The organism is Pseudomonas sp. P7758 (genome assembly GCF_013386485.1).
Classification (GTDB): domain Bacteria; phylum Pseudomonadota; class Gammaproteobacteria; order Pseudomonadales; family Pseudomonadaceae; genus Aquipseudomonas.
The window spans coordinates 15,167-31,480 of sequence record NZ_JACARS010000078.1 but is presented as its reverse complement, the minus strand read 5'-3'; the positions used below and the strand labels follow the sequence as shown (position 1 = coordinate 31,480).

The following is a 16,314-nucleotide window of genomic DNA, read 5'->3' as shown; positions in this document are numbered from 1 at the left end:
CAGTCTGGAAATTCGATAACGGGGCTCCTGTCGCTTTCCCTTATGAATGCAAGCGATTAGCATTGGCGGATCCTATCCTCCCTATCCTGCAAACTCAACGTCGCCAGCGACCGGACTTCTTTAACCTTCATGCATACACTTCGCAATTTCTGGCGCCTGGCACGGCCTTTCTGGACCTCCGAACAGAAATACCCGGCCCTGCTGTTGCTGCTGGCCACGGTGGCGATGAACCTGTGCCTGGTGGGTGTCAATATCCTCAATAACTTCTGGAACCTGCATTTTTATAATGCGCTGCAGGAAAAAGACTACCCGGGCTTCCTGCTGGGCGGCCTGCAATTCATCCTGCTTCAGATCGGCCTGGCGGCCTTTACCGTCGGCGCGTTTCACTTTCAGCAGAAACTGACCTTGCTGTGGCGGCGCTGGTCGACGCGCAACCTGCTCGCGCAATGGCTCGACAGCCAGCGCTACCAGAAGCTGAAACTGACCGAAACCGAGGTAGACAACCCCGACCAGCGCATCGCCGAAGATATCGACCTGTTTATCATCAAGTCGCTCAAGCTGAGCCTGGGGCTGCTGACGGCGGTGGTGTCGCTGTTTTCGTTCCTGAATATTCTCTGGCAAGCCTCGGGCCTGGTCAGCATTCCATGGGGTGACGAAGGCCTGGTGATTCCCGGGCTGCTGGTGTGGGTGGCGTTGGTCTACGCGCTGCTGGGCACCGGATTCGCCTTCTGGCTCGGCCGCGCCCTGCCCCATCTGAACTTCATGCAGCAGCGGCGCGAGGCCGATTTCCGTTTCTCGTTGATGCGCCTGCGGGAGAACGCCGATTCGGTCGCCCAGTACCGGGGCGAGGCCGTGGAAAGCCAGCGTTTCAATCAGCGCCTGGAAGCTGCTTTGCAGAACTTCTGGGTCCTGGTGAAAAAGCAGAAGCTGATCATGGGTTACTCGACCTTCTACCTGCGCAGTGCCACGGTGATTCCGATGTTCATCATGGCCCCGCAGTTTTTCGCCGGGGCCTTTACCCTCGGCCGTCTCACCCAGATCAGCGCGGCGTTTGGCGAAGTGCATGCCGCCGTGGCCTATCTGGTTGGGGTGTTTCCGGAACTGGCCGAATGGAAGTCGGTCATTGATCGGCTGGACGGCTTCCAGCAACGTCTGGATAACGTCAGGGTCGACTCGGATGTGGTGCTGACGCAACAGTCCGAAGGACTGGATATTCGCAATCTGGATATCTGGCTGCCTGACGGGCGGCGACTGTTTGCAGGGTTCAACTTGGCACTCAAGCCTGGTGATAGCCTGCTGATCAAGGCCCCTTCGGGGTTCGGCAAGTCCACGCTGATTCGCGCAGTGACTGGGCTCTGGCACCATGCGTCAGGCGCCGTGGCCTATGACCGTGAGCGCACGCTCACGCTCTCGCAAAAAACCTATCTACCCTTGGGCAGCTTGCGCGAAACACTGTGGTACCCCAATCCCGCCCCCGAAGAAAAGGATGCCGAGTTGCAGCACATCATGCAGCAAGTCGGCCTGGAGCATCTGGACAGCCAACTGGCCCATGAGCGTGACTGGGCGCAAACCCTGAGCCTCGGCGAACAGCAGCGCTGCGCCTTCGTACGCGCCCTTCTGGCCCGCCCTGCGGTGCTGTTTCTCGACGAGAGCAGCGCCGCGATGGATGCAGCCAATGAAGCGTGTTGTTACCAGCTACTTAAGGAAATGCTACCGGAGACGATCCTGATCAGCGTCGGCCACCACGCCTCACTGGAGCGCTTTCATGGCCACGTCCTGGAATTGCAAAATGAGGTGGAATGGACGCAGAGGGCGGTGAGTCGAACGATGTGAATGGAAGGATGACAGACGCAACCGGGCGCAAAGTGCGGGCATATTTGAACTTTTTATGCCTGGAAGTATTGCTTTAGAGGCTTGGAAAAATGTTTTTTGGGGACCCTGAGAGTCTTTAGGCGTTGTCGGGCAGGCTGTTTAACCGTTCTGGCTGGAGGCTCCGCGGGCAATCTGACCGTGCAGACCGACGGGAGTGTCTTGCTAGTGCACGCTCTCGCGGCCACGACCGCCGAACACTGGTTGAGCGCACAGCACTCGCACCAACCCCGCCGGGGCAACCAACCCCGCTGCGGTTTCCCATGTCGGTTGCATGCGCTCGACCAGCACCGCAGCCGCGTGCATCGAAGCAGCTGATGAGGTGATCTGGTGGATGCCATCTACGCCTGCCCTGCCCTCGCCTCTGCCTTGGTCTCCTGCCGAGGTGAACGCTCTTACTCAATTAGGTGTGCAGTTGCGAGACCCGGCGCGTGAGCTTGTATCGTTAGCACTGAAGTGGCTGCGGCCAACCATTGCTTCCGGCGAACTGCTAATTCGAGACCCGAAACTTTTCGAGAGTCTCCAAGGCATTCACGACAAAGCTGTGGTAGCTGAAATGGAGGCTTAGGGGGTGTTCCACGCCTGCAACAAGCAGAACGTGCCTGTAATAGTCGTTCGCGGCATCAGCGATTACGGAGACAAGACCAAGGACAACACTTTCCACAAGGTGGCTTCCGAAGCTGCTGCCATCGTGACCCTGGATTACGCCATCCATGGATGGAGCCGCAGACCGGCTCTCTGAGCCATCGTCTCTTGTTAAGTTGAGCGCCCTTCGGCCAAGGGTGCTTTCATCGTAAAGAGCAACCTGCTCCGGCGTAAGGGCCGGACTATGCAAGGAGACATGAACTTGACTGATGACGTCCGATCCGAAGACCAGCCACTTCCACCTTGCTCCATCCCTGCATCATGCCAAATATCATTTCGGGGCATATCTGAAGGTGTTGAGTGGCAAGAAAAATTCATCGCCATTGCTCGAAAGGTGGTTGAAGCCTCTGGTTGCCACCATCAGCTCAACGAGGAGATTGAAATCACTGTCAAAACCCCTGAAATTCTTCATTCGTTAACCCCCAAAAAATCTTGAAAGGCGTTGCCTGACGGAGCTTTTGGTAAGCGGCGCATCAAATTTAAAATCAATGACCTCAACACCATTTTCAGCACATAGCCTACGTTTGGAGGCGTCTCTTTCCACCACCCGTAGATGGGCCTCCTCACCACCGAAGACCTTTAGAGGCCGGTAGTGCTGCTCTCCTTGATGCTCAATAGCGAGCCCCAGCTCTGGCAGGTAAATGTCGAGTCTCATCCTGCCAAGCCACCCTGGAGAGGCCTCACGCAAAACCTGATGATCAGGAAAATGAATCGCCCCGGCTTATCTAGACACCTTGCAAGCTCAACGAAAGCGATTAGCCGCTACTCATCCTCATAGTGGAGAGACACGCTGAAAGCCATCAAGTCCCCCATTGCATCACCGCCAGGGCGCGCACTCGCAATTGTTCGTGGATCGCATGCGAATGGGGGCAAAACTGGGGGCATAGTTGGTTTTTCTAAGCCTAGAAGCACCGTCCTAGAGCCAAGTCAAAATGTTTTTTGGCGACCCGGACAGCCTATAAAGCAACAGCACCGCCGGGCATCACACCGAACTCGTCACTTCGCTCTGGACAGATTGCAATTCCCCGGGAACCGGCTCATCGCTGGCGATCGGCCTTGGGCCTTGAATCACGGCCAGGCGCCCGGTGCTCGGCGAGCTTTTTTTGCTCTTGTTTGAATTGCTGTTGCCAGCGGGCCAGCGCCTCAGCCCCGTCCGATGCCTGCACCGCCATTGGCACAGACACAATCATCCCGAAAAGCGTCCAGATAAGGAGTTGCTTCATTTCATCTCACCTTCGTTGTTTTAGCTGAAACGGGTTCGGATATCGGCACGCTGGTATTGGTCGAGCAACCCCGCCAAATCCCGGTAACAAGCAGCCAGGTCGCGGGCACCAAGGCGGATCAGTGATCTCGACGTACGCCGGGCCTGGGCCGCGCTGATCGCTGAATCGAAGGCATATCTGGCAATACGCCGGTCGCCCGCTTGCACACACCTGGCGATTGATGAATCAGGCTCCAGGTCGCGTGTCTTGCGGTGCAGCAACCGTAACTGTCGACCCAGTTGAAGCGAGACGGCACCGGCCTCATCGGCGCCCGACAGCGCTTGCAGGGCAACCATCCGGTGCTGTTGCGTGGCCTGCCACTTCAGAAGATCCATGCGGTGCCCGTGACGCAGTAACCGGCGCGTGTCCTTGTGCAGCGCGGTCCTCAGGACGTCGGCGTGGCTGGCGGGTTTCCCCGGCAGCAACTGGAAGGCCAGCAGGCAGATAGCAAGCGTCACCATCCAGGCCAGGGCTTGATTCACGAAGTCAGCGAAGTCGTATTGGGCGGTCCCGGCGGTGCCGACCAGGGTGTTGAACGTAATCAGGTAGGCGACGCCTTGCAGGGCATGGCGCGGCCGGGTCGTGGCATGAATCCCGACCGCCCAGAACGCAACCAGCACCACCGTGAGCAACCCGAACCCGCTGATGTGCGGCAACAGCAGGAACTTGCACCCCGCCGCTGCCAGGATTGCGTAGAAGGTTCCCCTGGCAAGGCTCGCAATGCCTTGCTCGGGCGCCGCGCTGGTGGCCAGCAAGGTGCAGAACGGACCCAGTACGGCCAGCAAGGTTGGCCCCTGGTCCCAGCCGGTGAGGTACCAGACAGCACCGGTCGCCAGCGTGGCCAGCAACGCTCGCACACCGTTACGCAGTGCAGCGCCGTAGTGTCGGTGAAACCCCACGGCGCGGGCCGGCGGCAGGGGCGCGCGCTCAAGACAGGCAAAACTCGACAAGGCGCTGGCCAGTTCGGCCAATGGTTCATTCAGACGCCGCTGGCTCGCGCCTGGTTCAAGGCTGGCTTGCAGCTCCCGGACACGATCGGCCGCCACGCAAAACCCGGGCATGGCTTCAGCCAGCTGGCGCAACTGTGCGCCGATCCCAGCGTGCGAAGGTATCGCGCATTCGTCGAGCACCACGGCATGCAGATACGCAAGTCCTGCCTGCAGGGTCGCCAGCCTGGCGCGGATCAGCACCGACTCGCCCCGACCAATCCCGAGAAGGTCGTCCACTTTGCTGATATCGATGGCCAGCGGGTCCTGCGCACGCGCCGGCCCGCCGTCAAACCGCACGGCCAATAACCGCAGGGTGCGCGACGAGACGTCGCGAAGTGCCATGGTCAGTGTGCGCTCGACGGTCTTGCGGCTGAATAATGTGGCCACCAGGCTCAGGCTCAACACCCCCAGAACAACGGCCGTGCCCCGCCCGACGATATGTTCGAAACCTTGCTGTGGCGCGACGATGGCGGGCCCCAGGGCCAGGCAAACGGTGTAGCCGGCGACCACCGCCGCCGTGGCCTGGTAGTGCCGAAACACGGTCATGGCACCGACACAAAGGCCCAGCCATACCCCGATCCCGAGGATAAACAGCAGCATTTGCTGGGCGAACAGGCTGGTCAGGACCAATGCCACAGCCAACCCCACGAGGGTGCCCAGTGCCCGGTGGAAGCCCTTGCCAACCACTGCCCCCTGCAGCGGATGGATCAGCAACAACACGGTTGAGGCGGCCGAGAACGGCGAATCCAGGTGTAATTGGAACCCCAGCCACAGGGCCAATGAGGCCGCCAAAAGACTACGCAGCACATAGCCCGAGGTAGCAGCTTCCCATGCCCCCAGCATGCGCAGTGCACGGAGCATCACATGAACGCCTGAAGCCATTGCACCAGCCTCCAGCGCGGCGCCGTGCCCTCCTCGGCAACCTCGATGCTGGCGGTCATCCCCGCCGCCAGCTCCACACCGGGCGGCACCTTGTCCAGTTCAATCCGCACGGGCACGCGCTGGGCCAGGCGTATCCAGCTGAACGTAGGTGCCACCTGGGGCAAACCACTGTTACTGCGCAGCTCGTTACCGTCGGCAATGCCCCGACCAATGCTCGCCACATGCCCTTCGAGCAGCGGTGAAAAACCCATCAGCTTGATGGACGTCGCAGCCCCCACCCGAACACCGGCCAGCTTGGTCTCCTCGAAGTAACCGGTGACCCAGAAGCTATGGCTATCGACCACAAAGATATTGGTCTCGCCCGCTGCCGCGTAGTCACCCGGCTGCAGCCGCAACTGGGTCACATAGCCGTCGACCGGCGAACGAATCGTCGTGCGGTCCAGATCCAGCCGCGCATGGGCCAGTTGGCTGCGGGCCGCATCCAGGCGCGCCCTGGCCACCGCCAGGTCCCGGGCTGCGTTGTCGGTTTCCTCCCGCGCAATCGCATCGCCGAGCTGGTTGCGGCGTTTGAGCTGTGCACTGCGCTGCTCGAAAACACTGCGCGCCTCGGCAAGCTCGGCCGTGCGCTGTTGCTGGGCAAGCAAGTAGCTGCTGCGATCGATCTGGTACAGCAACGCGCCCTTGGCGACCCACTGGTTGTCGCCCACCAGCAGGTGTTCGACCTGGCCGGACACCTCGGGGGCAATACGGATAACTTGCGCGCTGACACGCCCGTCCCGCGTCCAGGGGGCCAACTCATAGGCACGCCACAGTTGCGTGCAGAACAGCAATGCGGCCAGCCCGAGCACCAGGGTGACGAGGGTCTTGAGGATGTGTTTGATGATCATCGCGCTGCCCTCAAAAGCTCAGAACCAAGGTCGAGAGCACGATCAGCGACACAAAGAAACGCGCCAGGCTGGGGTGCCAGGCCCAATCCAGCCAGCGCCGCAGGGCCCGCTCCAGTAGCCCGTACACCAGGGCTGCAACGCCGACGTAGAGCAAGAACGGAGGAATGTAGAGGTGGGCAATCGTGATTTCGCTGAGCATCGGTTGAATCTCGCAGTCGGCAATCACCTTGATCGCCTTGATGAAGATGGTAGGGACTGCAAGGTCGTGCCGATATTGAGTATGCTGCCAGAATATAATCAATTTCAGACAATCGAGGCGGTGCAACATGGGCGAGATGAAGCTCCAGGGCGTTGATCAATTCGAACTGGACAGTTTTGATCAGCCCGCCGTCGCGTTGATGCTCGGCAGCCAGCGCAACGACACCGAATTCCCCGTGCACAGCCACCGCAAAGGCCAACTGGTGGTGGCGTATCACGGCGGTATCGTGTGTACCGTAGAGGATGGCGTGTGGATGGTGCCGTCGGGCTTCGGCGTGTGGATTCCGGGCGGTATCGCCCACAGCAACCGGGTGACCGCCAACGGCAGGATCGGCTATCTGTTTGTCGAGCCCGGCGCCGCCGCGCTACCGGAGAAATGCTGCACGCTGGTGCTTTCGCCGCTGGTCCTGGCGTTGATCCTGCACCTGAGCGCCCAGCCCCAGGATTATCCGCCTGCCTCTGCCAATTCGCGCGTGGCGAGCGTGCTCCTTGAACAACTGGAACTGGCTCCTTCGGAGCAGTTGTACCTGCCGCTCCCCGCTGCTACGCAGTTGCGCTTCATCGCCCGCGGCCTGGCCCAGGACCCGTCAAACCGTTGCACCATGGCCCAGTGGGCACGCCAGGTGGCCATGAGCGAGCGCTCCCTGGCCCGCCTGGTCAAAAGCGAAACAGGCCTGACTTTTGGCCAATGGCGCAAACAATGGCAAATCATCGTGGCCTTGCAGAGCCTAGCCGAGGGCGAGTCGGTGCAACGAACCGCCGAGGCGCTGGGGTACGAGTCGGTCAGTTCGTTCATCAGCATGTTTCGCAAGACACTGGGCTCGTCGCCGGCGCGCTACATTCGCCGTACGGCAACGCGCTAGCCTCAAGGTGCCTCAATCACTGCCAACTGCTCCGCCAACAACCCCGGCAATCGCGCCTGCAAAAACCCGACCCACGTCCGCACCTTGGCATCCAGAAAGCGCCTTGATGGATACACCGCGAAAATGCTCCGCTCCCGTAGCCGATATCCGGGCAACAGCCGCACCAACGAGCCCTCGCGCAGCGCCGGGTTGGCGCTGAAGAACGGCAACAAGCTGATGCCCATTCCTTCCTGCGTCGCCTTGACCATCGCATCCGCGACATTGGTCCTGAAGGTGTCACCCGGCGAAATCGCAATCTCGCCCTCTTGCCCCTTGAACAACCACGCATCCTCCTGGAAATCCTGCAGATGCAACCGTCGATGCTGCATCAACTGCTGCGGATGCTCGGGCACGCCGTACCGGGCCAGATACCCCGGTGCCGCACAGGGCACACTGAACAACTGCCCGATCGTCTGGCTGACCAGCGCCGAATCCGGCAACGAATGGGCGATGGAGATCACCACGTCGTGACCCTCTTCAAGCGGGTCCGGGTTGTGCTGGGACAGGGTCAACTCGATGGACACGTCCGGGTATTGCTCGCTGTAGCGGGCAATCAGCGGCGTGATCAGCACCCCCAACCCGCTCATGCAATGCACCCGCAATCGCCCGCGCGGGTTGAGGTGCGCGCCGCTGGCTTCTGCCGTGGCTTCCCTGACGTCTTCAAGAATGTCGCGACAGCGCAACAGAAAGCGCTCGCCCGAATCGGTAAGGCCCAGGCGCCGGGTGGTGCGTTGCAACAGGCGGGTCTGCAGGTGTTTTTCCAGCTCGCAGATCAACCGTGATACGTGTGCCCCGGACAGGTCCAGCGCCTCGGCCGCTGCGGCAAAGCTGCCAGTGTCGACAACCCGGGCAAACACCCGCATGCCATTGAGCAAATCCATCAACATTGCCCCTCGATTGCTACGTGATACGTACGAGTCATTCACCTGTTCCTGTCTTTATCCCGCTGCGGCAATCACTAAAATGAACCCTACTCACAGAGGAACTCATCATGAATATCAAATGGCTCAGCCTGCTCCTGTTTTTCACCGCCGCCGGCGCCATGGCGGCCGGCAGCAATGACGCGCTGGATATCCAACACGTTGTTTCAATCACGCCCGTGCCGGGCAGCTGCCAGGTAGAACCGGCGACCATGGTGTATCTCGACAGCCAGGGCGCCAGCCATACCGTCCACTACCAGGTCATGGGCACGTGCCAGGGCGGGGTTTAAAGCAGCTTCCAGGTGTAACTGAGGATCAGCCGGTTCTCGTCGATGTCGCTGCGGTAGTTTGAACGGGCCATGACATTGCGCACCCGAATGCCCAGGCCGCTCAATGTGCCGCTTTGCACCACATAGCCGATATCCAGGTCGCGCTCGCGATCCTTGCCTTCATAACCCGCGCCGGTGGTCACGTTGTTACCGGTGATATAGCGCACGGTGGTGGTCAGCCCCGGAATGCCCAGCGCCACGAAGTCATAGTCGTACCGCACTTGCCAGGAACGCTCGTCGGTGTAGGCAAACTCGTAGGTGGGTACTTCGTTGCCCAGCGGCGTGATGTTGGCGAAGACCCGCGGGAAGGCACTGTCGCCATACATGGCTTGATAACCGACGTAGAAGATATGGCCGCCATGCTTGGCAGACAGCAGCGAGAAAAACGCCTGGTTGTCGATCTTGCCGAGCAGTTTGTCGCCGTCTTCCCGGGCATCGTAGTAGCCGAGGTTGGCGCCGAGCGTCCACTCACCCATTGGCTGGCTGTGCTTGAGGCCGACAAAGTCCTGGCGGTAGATGTCCTTGAGTTGGCCATGCCAGTAGCTGACGCTGGTGCGGTTGGTGTTGAAGGCGTAGTCGCCGCCGACGTAGTTGAACCCATCACTTTCAGCGCCGCGTTGCGGCACATGGCCGAGCATGGCGATCATTTTCTCGTCGCCGGCTTCGTTGCGCAGGCGGGTGGTGGTCAAGTGCCCGGCCTGTAGCGCAAGGCCGGCGATTTCGCCGGAGCTGACACTCACGCCCTGATAGCTCGGCGGCAGCAAGCGGATATCGCTGAAGGCCAGCACCGGCAGGTTCGGTTGCAGTTCGCCGACCTTCAATTCGGTCCTGGAAAACCTGGCCTTGAAGGTCAGGCCCAAACGGCTGTAATCATTCGGGGCGCTGCCGTCGCCCTTGACCGGGAGCAGGCCGGTATTGGTGCGGTCCGGGCTGCTGTCGAGCTTGAGGCCGAGGGTGCCCAGGGCATCCAGGCCAAAGCCCACGGGCCCCGGCGTGTAGCCGGATTTATAGGTCAGGATAAAACCCTGGCCCCACTCCTCTGCCTTTGATTGCTTGTTGGCGCCGACGATGTCCGAGAAATCGCGGCTGAAGTAATAGTTGCGCGCCTGCAAGGTGGCGGTGGAGTCCTCGAAAAACCCGCCCTCGGCCGCCGTCGCCGCAAGCGGCACGCCCAACAGGGATAGCCAGATACGTTGTGTGTTCATGTCGTTGCTCTTAGTTATTGTTATCGACAGTTACTGCGCCGGGGCGGCGATCACCTCCTGCCGGCCCCGACGTTCATTCAGCGCATACGCCGTCATTGCCAGCACGGCGATGGCCCCGGGGATGGCAAAGGCCATGAAGTTCAGGTGCAGCGGCAGTTCAATCCCCATCAGCGCGCCGCCCAGCAGCGGGCCGACGATGGCGCCGGTACGACCGATACCGGAAGCCCAGCCCAGGCCGGTGGCTCGAATGTTCAAGCCATAGAGTTGTGCGGCGCCGGCGTACAGCAGGATTTGCGTGCCGATGGTGGTGGCGCCGGCAAAAAAGATCAGCAGGTACAGGACCGGCATCGGGCTCTTGATACCCAGCAGGCTGATGGAGAGCAGCGCGGCGATAAAGAAACCGATCACCACCTTCACCAGGTTAAGCCGGTCACACAGCCAGCCACCGACAAGCGCCCCGGCGATGCCGCCAAAATTCAGCGCCAGCAGGAACGACAGGCTCGATCCCAGGCTGTAACCGGCACCCGCCATCAGTTTGGGCAGCCAGGAACTCAGGGCGTAGACCATCAACAGGCAGCAGAAAAACGCGACCCAGATCGCCGCCGTCCTCAAGGCCAGGCCGTGTCGGAACAACTCCAGCACCGAAGCGCCCTTGCCTTTACCGGCGCTGACGAGCAGTTGGTCTTGCGGGTCGATCCGGGTCTGCGGCGACAGGCGCTTGAGCAGCTCACGCGCCTGTTCCTTGCGGCCCTGGCGAATCAGGAACCCGATGGACTCAGGCAGCCAGTACACAATCAACGGCATCAGCAGCAGCGGGATCGCCGCGGCGAAGAACATGGACGACCAGCCAAAACGCGGCAGCATGAAAATCCCCACGCCGGCCGACAGCATGCCGCCCAGCGAGTACCCGCCAAACATCACCGCCATCAGGATGCTGCGCATTTTCTTCGGTGCGTATTCGGTAATCAGTGCGGCCGCATTGGGCATCAGGCCGCCACAGCCGAGCCCGGCAATAAACCGGCAGATTCCGAACTCAGTCGGGTTGCTGGCAAAACCGTTAATCACCGTGGCGACGCTGAACAAGGCAAAGCAGATGGCGATGCCTTTGCGGCGACCGAACTTGTCGGCCAGGCTGCCGAAGACCAGCGCGCCGAACATCATCCCGAACAGCGCATAACTGCCCAGAGCGCCGGCCTGCAGGGGCGATAGTCCCCATTCCTTCATGATCGACGGCAAGACCACGCCGTAGATGAACAAGTCATAACCGTCAAAGATCAACAGCACAGCACACAGGCTGACCACCAGCCAGTGGAAACGATTGAAATGGGCATTATCGATAATCGAATTGACGTCATGGGTACGCATGGCAGTGCTCTCATTATTGTTGTTGTGAGTCAGTGTCTGCAGGTACGGCGCTGGGTCAGCCGAGGTCGCCGCCTCCTACCGGCAAGGTGACGCCCGTGATGTAGGAGGCCTCATCAGAGGCCAGAAACAGAATCGCGCCGGCTTGTTCGTCGATGCTGCCGTAGCGCTTCATCGGGCTGCTGTCGAGGGTCTGGTCGACGATCTGCTGGTACCAGACGCGCTCCTGGTCGCTCTGGGGCTGGCTGTTGCGCGGGATCCGCCGCGGTGGCGCCTCGGTGCCACCGGGTGCGGTGGCGTTGACCCGAATGCCGCTGCCGGCGGTCTCCAGGGCCAGGCACGCGGTCAAGGCGTTGACGCCGCCCTTGGCCGCGCCATACGGCACACGGTTCACTCCGCGCGTGGCCACGGACGAGACATTGACGATGGCACCGCTGCCCTGCTCCAGCATGTAGGGCAACACGCAATGGCAGCACCACAGGGTCGGGAACAGCGAGCGGCGCACCTCGGCTTCGATTTCGTTCTCGGCGTAGTGCTCGAAGGGCTTGGCCCAGATGGTCCCGCCGACGTTGTTGACCAGGATGTCGATACGCCCGAACCGTGCCTTGGCAGCGGCCATCACACGGGCACATTCGGCATGCTGCTCCAGGTCGGCGGTGAGGATCAGCGCCCGCTCATGCTGCAATTCATGCACGAGTTCCGAGCGATCGACGGCCACCAGCCAGGCGCCCTCTTCCAGCAAACGCTCGGCAACCCGCCGACCGATGCCCTGGGCGGCGCCGGTCACCAGCGCAACCTGGGTGTTGAAACGTGGAGTCATGGGGGATTCCTCAGGCGGCGTCGCCGGTGACGATGGTGTTGGGGGTGAACTTCTCGTAGTGGAAGCTGGCGGGGGTGACACCCTGGTTCTTGAAGTGCTGGCGTACCGCGTCGACCATCGGTGGCGGCCCGCACAGGTACACATCCACGTCGCCATCGTTCAGCACGTCAGCGGCCATGTGCTGGGTGACATACCCCTGCCGGGGGTGCGCGGTCTGGGGGTCGGCCACGCAGGTGACAAAACCGAAGTTGGGCAGGCGTTGGGCGAACGCCTCCAGCGCCTCGACCATCACCAGGTCCTGGTCCCGCGTCACGCCGTAGACCAGCGTGACCGGCCGGGTTTCCTCGCGCTCGGCCAACACTTCAAGCATCGACAGGAACGGCGCCAGCCCCGTACCACCTGCCAGCAACAGCAGTGGCCGCGCCACTTCGCGCAGGTAGAAACTGCCCAGCGGCCCGGTCATCGGCACCGCGTCGCCCGGCTGGGCACGCTCCAGCCAGCCACTCATCAACCCGCCGGGCACATGCTTGATCAAAAAGCTCGCGCGTTTGTCGCCAGGGCGACTGCTGAAGGAATACGCGCGGGTCTGCCCACTGTCGGGGACGCCGATATTCACGTATTGCCCCGGCAGGAACACCGGCGCCTGATCCAGTTCGAAGCTGACTTCCAATGCTGCATCGGCATGCCGGGTAATACTCGCCACCGTCGCGGCAAATTGCGCGGTGCCGGTCTTGCAGGCACCGGAAGGCACCGGCACGGCAATCACGCAGTCCGACTGCGGCACCATCTGGCAGGTGAGCACCTGGCGCTCAGCGGCTTCATCCTCGCTCAGGGCGTCTTCGATGTAGTCGTCGCCCAAATCATAGGCGCCGGTTTCACAGCGACATTTGCAGGTGCCGCACACACCGTCGGAGCAGTCCATGGGCAGGTTGATACGTTGGCGAAAGGCCGCGTCGAGGACCTTTTCACCCACCTTGCAGTCGATGAAACGGGTTACCCCGTCCTCGAAGTTCAGGGCAATGGAGTACGTCATGGGCGTGTCCTCAGATGTGGTAGATATCGATGACCTGATGGATGTAGTCGTTTTTCAGCACCACCTTCTTGCGCGTGATCAGCGGCTGTTCGGCGCGGATATCGAGGCGATAGAACGAGGTACCGAAGTACGTATCCGTGGTCTTGTAGCGATGGCTGAGGGTTTGCCAGTTGAAACGCAACTCCACGTGCTGCCCGTCGTCGGCCAGCACTTCGAGGTTGGTGATCAGGTGCGCGGTGCGCGGCTCCGGGGTGCTGGCGCTGGAGCGTTCGGTCTTGATCCGGAACACCCGGTCTTCCAGGCCGTCGCGGCTGGGGTAATAGATCAGCGAGATTTCGCTCTGGGGGTCTTCGGTCAGCGTGTCGTGGTCGTCCCAGGCCGGCATCCAGTACTCGACCTTGGGTGAATAGCATTCGAGCCACTCATCCCACTGGCGGTCATCCAGCAGGCGGGCTTCGCGGTACAGAAAGTCCAACAGGCGGTCACGGGAAGCACTCATGCCAGCACCTCCTTGTCCGTCGCGATCAAGCCTTGCTGCTCCCGTTCGATAGCGCGTTGCAGGCTCTGGGCCCAGTGGGCGTGCTGGCGCACGAACAGGCCTTCGTCCTCGGTCTTGACGCCACTGAGCTGCGGATTCATGCCCATGGCCCGGGCGTTTTCGTCAGGGCCTTCGACCCACTGTTTGGCGCCGCGACTGAGGTCATTCCACAAGGTGGTCGCGCCCTGGTAGCCGGTCTGGCAGGCGCGGAATTCTTCCAGATCGTCCGGTGTACCCATGCCGCTGACGTTGAAGAAATCTTCGTACTGGCGGATGCGCGTGGTGCGTTCCTCGGCACTTTCGCCCTTGGGTGCCATGCAATAGATCGTGACTTCGGTCTTGTCGACCGCGATTGGCCGTACCACGCGGATCTGCGTGGAGAACTGGTCCATCAGGTACACATTCGGATAGAGGCACAGGTTGCGGGTTTGGTCGACGATAAAATCGGCGCGTTCCTGGCCCAGGCGCTCGGCCAGCGCCTCGCGATGGGCATGCACCGGACGCACTTCGGGGTTGAGCAGGCGCGTCCACAGCAGGATATGGCCATGCTCGTAGGCGTACACGCCGCCCAGGCTTTTCGACCAGCCATTGGCATCCACGGTGCGCGTGCCTTCGGCTTCGTAATTGCGCCGGCCCATGGTCGCCGAGTAGTTCCAGTGCACGGAGCTGACGTGATAACCGTCGGCGCCGTTTTCGATCTGCAGCTTCCAGTTGCCGTCATACACATATGACGAACTGCCCCGCAGCACCTCCAGCCCCAGCGGGGCCTGATCGACCATCTGGTCGATGATCACCCGGGTCTCACCCAGGTAGTCGCTCAGCTCCGGCACCGTCTCGCTGAGGCTGCCGAACAGGAAGCCGCGATAGTTTTCGAAGCGGCCAAGGCGTTTCAAGTCGTGGGAGCCGTCACAGTCGAAGCTGTCGGGGTAGGCGCCGGTCTTGGCGTCCTTCACTTTGAGCAGCTTGCCGGCGTTGCTGAAGGTCCAGCCGTGGAACGGGCAGGTAAACGAGCCTTTGTTGCCTTGCTTACGGCGGCAGAGCATGGCGCCACGGTGGGCGCAGGCGTTGACCAGGCCGTGCAGCGTGCCGTGTTTGTCGCGGGTGATGACCACGGGCTGGCGGCCGATCCAGGTGGTGAAGTAGTCGTTGATCTCCGGCACCTGGCTTTCGTGCGCCAGGTAGACCCAACCGCCTTCGAAAATGTGCTTCATTTCCAGGGCAAACAGGTCGGGGTCGGTGAAGATGTCGCGGCGGCAGCGGAACACCCCAGTGGCGGGATCTTCCTGGACGGAGTCGCGCAATTGTCGGGCGAGTCGGTCGAATGTGCTGATCATGGGGTAGGCCCTCGGTTGTTCTTGTATCAGGCCCCCCCACCTTATGTGCTTGCCCTACCCCTCAATATCCGCTGACTGCAATTCGTTATCCGCCTGGCGCGAGCCGGCGCTTCCACGTTTGCGAGGGCAGCTCGCCAAAGCGTTTGCGATAGGCCTCGGAGAACCGCCCCAAATGCACAAACCCATGATCCAGCGCCACCTCCGTCACGCTGCGCGCCGTGGCCAGTTGCAGCATGGCGTGCACCCGCTCCAGCTTGCGCTGGCGCATGTAGTCACGGGGTGACAGGCCGACCTGGCGTTCAAACAAGGTATACAACGAACGCTCGCTGACCCTGGCGATGGCCATCAGTTGTTCGACGCTGATGTCGTCGGCCAGGTGCTCCTCGATGAACTGACGCACGGCTTCAAAGCCCCCACCCTGATCCGGTCGCGGAATCACCCGCAGGACGTTGCTGGCCAGCAGCGCCAACAGCTTGTTCGCCACAATGCGCTCGTACAGGCCCTGCACTTCGGGTTCGGCGGCGTTTTCGGCCTCATGGCAGATCAGCCCCAGCAATTGCAGGAACCCACCCATTTCGGCAAGTGCGTGGCGCGGCGCCGCAAAACGGATGCCCGGCTGCGGCAACGTCCAGTGCTGCTCAAGGCAGGCGTTTTCCAGCAGGCGCACGGGCACCTTGACGATGAATTTTTCGCAGTCGGCGGAATAGGTCAGGTCTACCGGGTCATCCGGGTTGATCAGCAGCACTTCGCCGGGGCCCAACACCTGTTCTTCGCCACGGGAGCTCGAGCGGCAGTGGCCGTGCAGCAGGATCTGCAGGTGGTAGATGGTTTCCAGCGCCACCGAGGTCACCCGCACCGGCGCGCCGTAGCTGATGCGGCACAGGTCCAGGCTGGAAAAGGTCCGGTGGCTGATGCTTGCCTGCGGGCGGCCCTTGGGCGGCAGGCGGATGCAGTGGCTGCCGACATGCTGGTTGACGTAGTCGGACACGGCATAGGCATCTGCACGGTCGAAAATCTGGCTGCGCTCACTCAATAGCACGGTCATGGTTGCGCCTTTTATTGTTATGGGCCCTGCGTAT

At 61.4% G+C, this 16,314-nt stretch carries 16 protein-coding genes; 4 read left to right on the top strand and 12 right to left on the bottom strand.

Translation table 11 applies throughout. From position 1 onward, the window contains the following. Positions 1 to 129 precede the first annotated feature (129 nt). Positions 130 to 1,833, top strand: a complete 1,704-nt coding sequence (locus HX873_RS17640) for an ABC transporter ATP-binding protein/permease (protein ID WP_087694520.1) — start codon at positions 130 to 132, stop codon at positions 1,831 to 1,833. 883 nt (positions 1,834 to 2,716) lie between these two features. Then, positions 2,717 to 2,950: a hypothetical protein gene (locus HX873_RS17635; RefSeq protein ID WP_157955084.1), complete on the top strand. Its 234-nt coding sequence runs from the start codon at positions 2,717 to 2,719 to the stop codon at positions 2,948 to 2,950. A gap of 601 nt (positions 2,951 to 3,551) precedes the next feature. Here HX873_RS17635 and HX873_RS17630 read toward each other — a convergent pair. From HX873_RS17630 to HX873_RS32115, 4 genes are read right to left on the bottom strand one after another with little or no spacing between them, the layout of a single operon-like run. Then, positions 3,552 to 3,737, bottom strand: coding sequence for a hypothetical protein (locus HX873_RS17630; protein ID WP_003217145.1), 186 nt, complete (start codon positions 3,735 to 3,737; stop codon positions 3,552 to 3,554). A 20-nt stretch (positions 3,738 to 3,757) separates the two neighbouring features. Continuing rightward, positions 3,758 to 5,626 (bottom strand): FUSC family protein, encoded by a 1,869-nt coding sequence (locus tag HX873_RS17625; protein WP_177122974.1) that lies wholly within the window; start codon positions 5,624 to 5,626, stop codon positions 3,758 to 3,760. Beyond that, entirely contained in the window at positions 5,626 to 6,534 is a 909-nt protein-coding gene (locus HX873_RS17620) for an HlyD family secretion protein (protein ID WP_102369129.1), read from the bottom strand. The genes HX873_RS17625 and HX873_RS17620 overlap by 1 nt, the downstream gene beginning before the upstream one ends. Before the next feature lie 10 nt (positions 6,535 to 6,544). Next, the gene (locus HX873_RS32115; RefSeq protein WP_032899212.1) at positions 6,545 to 6,733 is read right to left on the bottom strand and encodes a DUF1656 domain-containing protein; all 189 of its coding nucleotides are present in this window, start codon (positions 6,731 to 6,733) and stop codon (positions 6,545 to 6,547) included. Positions 6,734 to 6,860: 127 nt separating this feature from the next. Between HX873_RS32115 and HX873_RS17610 the strand changes: the two genes are divergently transcribed. Beyond that, positions 6,861 to 7,655 (top strand): helix-turn-helix domain-containing protein, encoded by a 795-nt coding sequence (locus tag HX873_RS17610; protein ID WP_003217152.1) that lies wholly within the window; start codon positions 6,861 to 6,863, stop codon positions 7,653 to 7,655. Between the two features lie 2 nt (positions 7,656 to 7,657). On the opposite strand, the gene HX873_RS17605 is transcribed toward HX873_RS17610, so the two are convergent. Next, the gene (locus tag HX873_RS17605; RefSeq protein ID WP_177040585.1) at positions 7,658 to 8,575 is read right to left on the bottom strand and encodes a LysR family transcriptional regulator; all 918 of its coding nucleotides are present in this window, start codon (positions 8,573 to 8,575) and stop codon (positions 7,658 to 7,660) included. A 110-nt stretch (positions 8,576 to 8,685) separates the two neighbouring features. Here HX873_RS17605 and HX873_RS17600 point away from each other — a divergent pair, with 110 nt between their 5' ends. Beyond that, complete coding sequence (locus tag HX873_RS17600) at positions 8,686 to 8,904, top strand: DUF2790 domain-containing protein (protein ID WP_177122973.1); 219 nt, start codon at positions 8,686 to 8,688, stop codon at positions 8,902 to 8,904. Here HX873_RS17600 and HX873_RS17595 read toward each other — a convergent pair. From HX873_RS17595 to HX873_RS17565, 7 genes are all read right to left on the bottom strand, one after another. Then, a complete protein-coding gene (locus tag HX873_RS17595; protein ID WP_177122972.1) occupies positions 8,901 to 10,148 on the bottom strand; it encodes an OprD family porin in 1,248 nt (415 codons plus the stop codon). The genes HX873_RS17600 and HX873_RS17595 overlap by 4 nt on opposite strands. A gap of 30 nt (positions 10,149 to 10,178) precedes the next feature. Continuing rightward, positions 10,179 to 11,513: an MFS transporter gene (locus tag HX873_RS17590; RefSeq protein WP_008433830.1), complete on the bottom strand. Its 1,335-nt coding sequence runs from the start codon at positions 11,511 to 11,513 to the stop codon at positions 10,179 to 10,181. A 55-nt stretch (positions 11,514 to 11,568) separates the two neighbouring features. Further along, complete coding sequence (locus HX873_RS17585; RefSeq protein ID WP_008433831.1) at positions 11,569 to 12,330, bottom strand: 1,6-dihydroxycyclohexa-2,4-diene-1-carboxylate dehydrogenase; 762 nt, start codon at positions 12,328 to 12,330, stop codon at positions 11,569 to 11,571. Positions 12,331 to 12,340: 10 nt separating this feature from the next. Then, positions 12,341 to 13,363 (bottom strand): benzoate 1,2-dioxygenase electron transfer component BenC, encoded by a 1,023-nt coding sequence (gene benC, locus HX873_RS17580; RefSeq protein ID WP_177122971.1) that lies wholly within the window; start codon positions 13,361 to 13,363, stop codon positions 12,341 to 12,343. 10 nt (positions 13,364 to 13,373) lie between these two features. Continuing rightward, a complete protein-coding gene (benB, locus tag HX873_RS17575) occupies positions 13,374 to 13,862 on the bottom strand; it encodes a benzoate 1,2-dioxygenase small subunit (protein ID WP_008433833.1) in 489 nt (162 codons plus the stop codon). Further along, on the bottom strand, positions 13,859 to 15,235 hold the full coding sequence (locus HX873_RS17570) for a Rieske 2Fe-2S domain-containing protein (protein ID WP_003210841.1): 1,377 nt from the start codon (positions 15,233 to 15,235) through the stop codon (positions 13,859 to 13,861). The genes benB and HX873_RS17570 overlap by 4 nt, the downstream gene beginning before the upstream one ends. An 85-nt stretch (positions 15,236 to 15,320) precedes the next feature. Beyond that, positions 15,321 to 16,280, bottom strand: coding sequence for an AraC family transcriptional regulator (locus tag HX873_RS17565; RefSeq protein WP_008433834.1), 960 nt, complete (start codon positions 16,278 to 16,280; stop codon positions 15,321 to 15,323). Positions 16,281 to 16,314 lie beyond the last annotated feature (34 nt).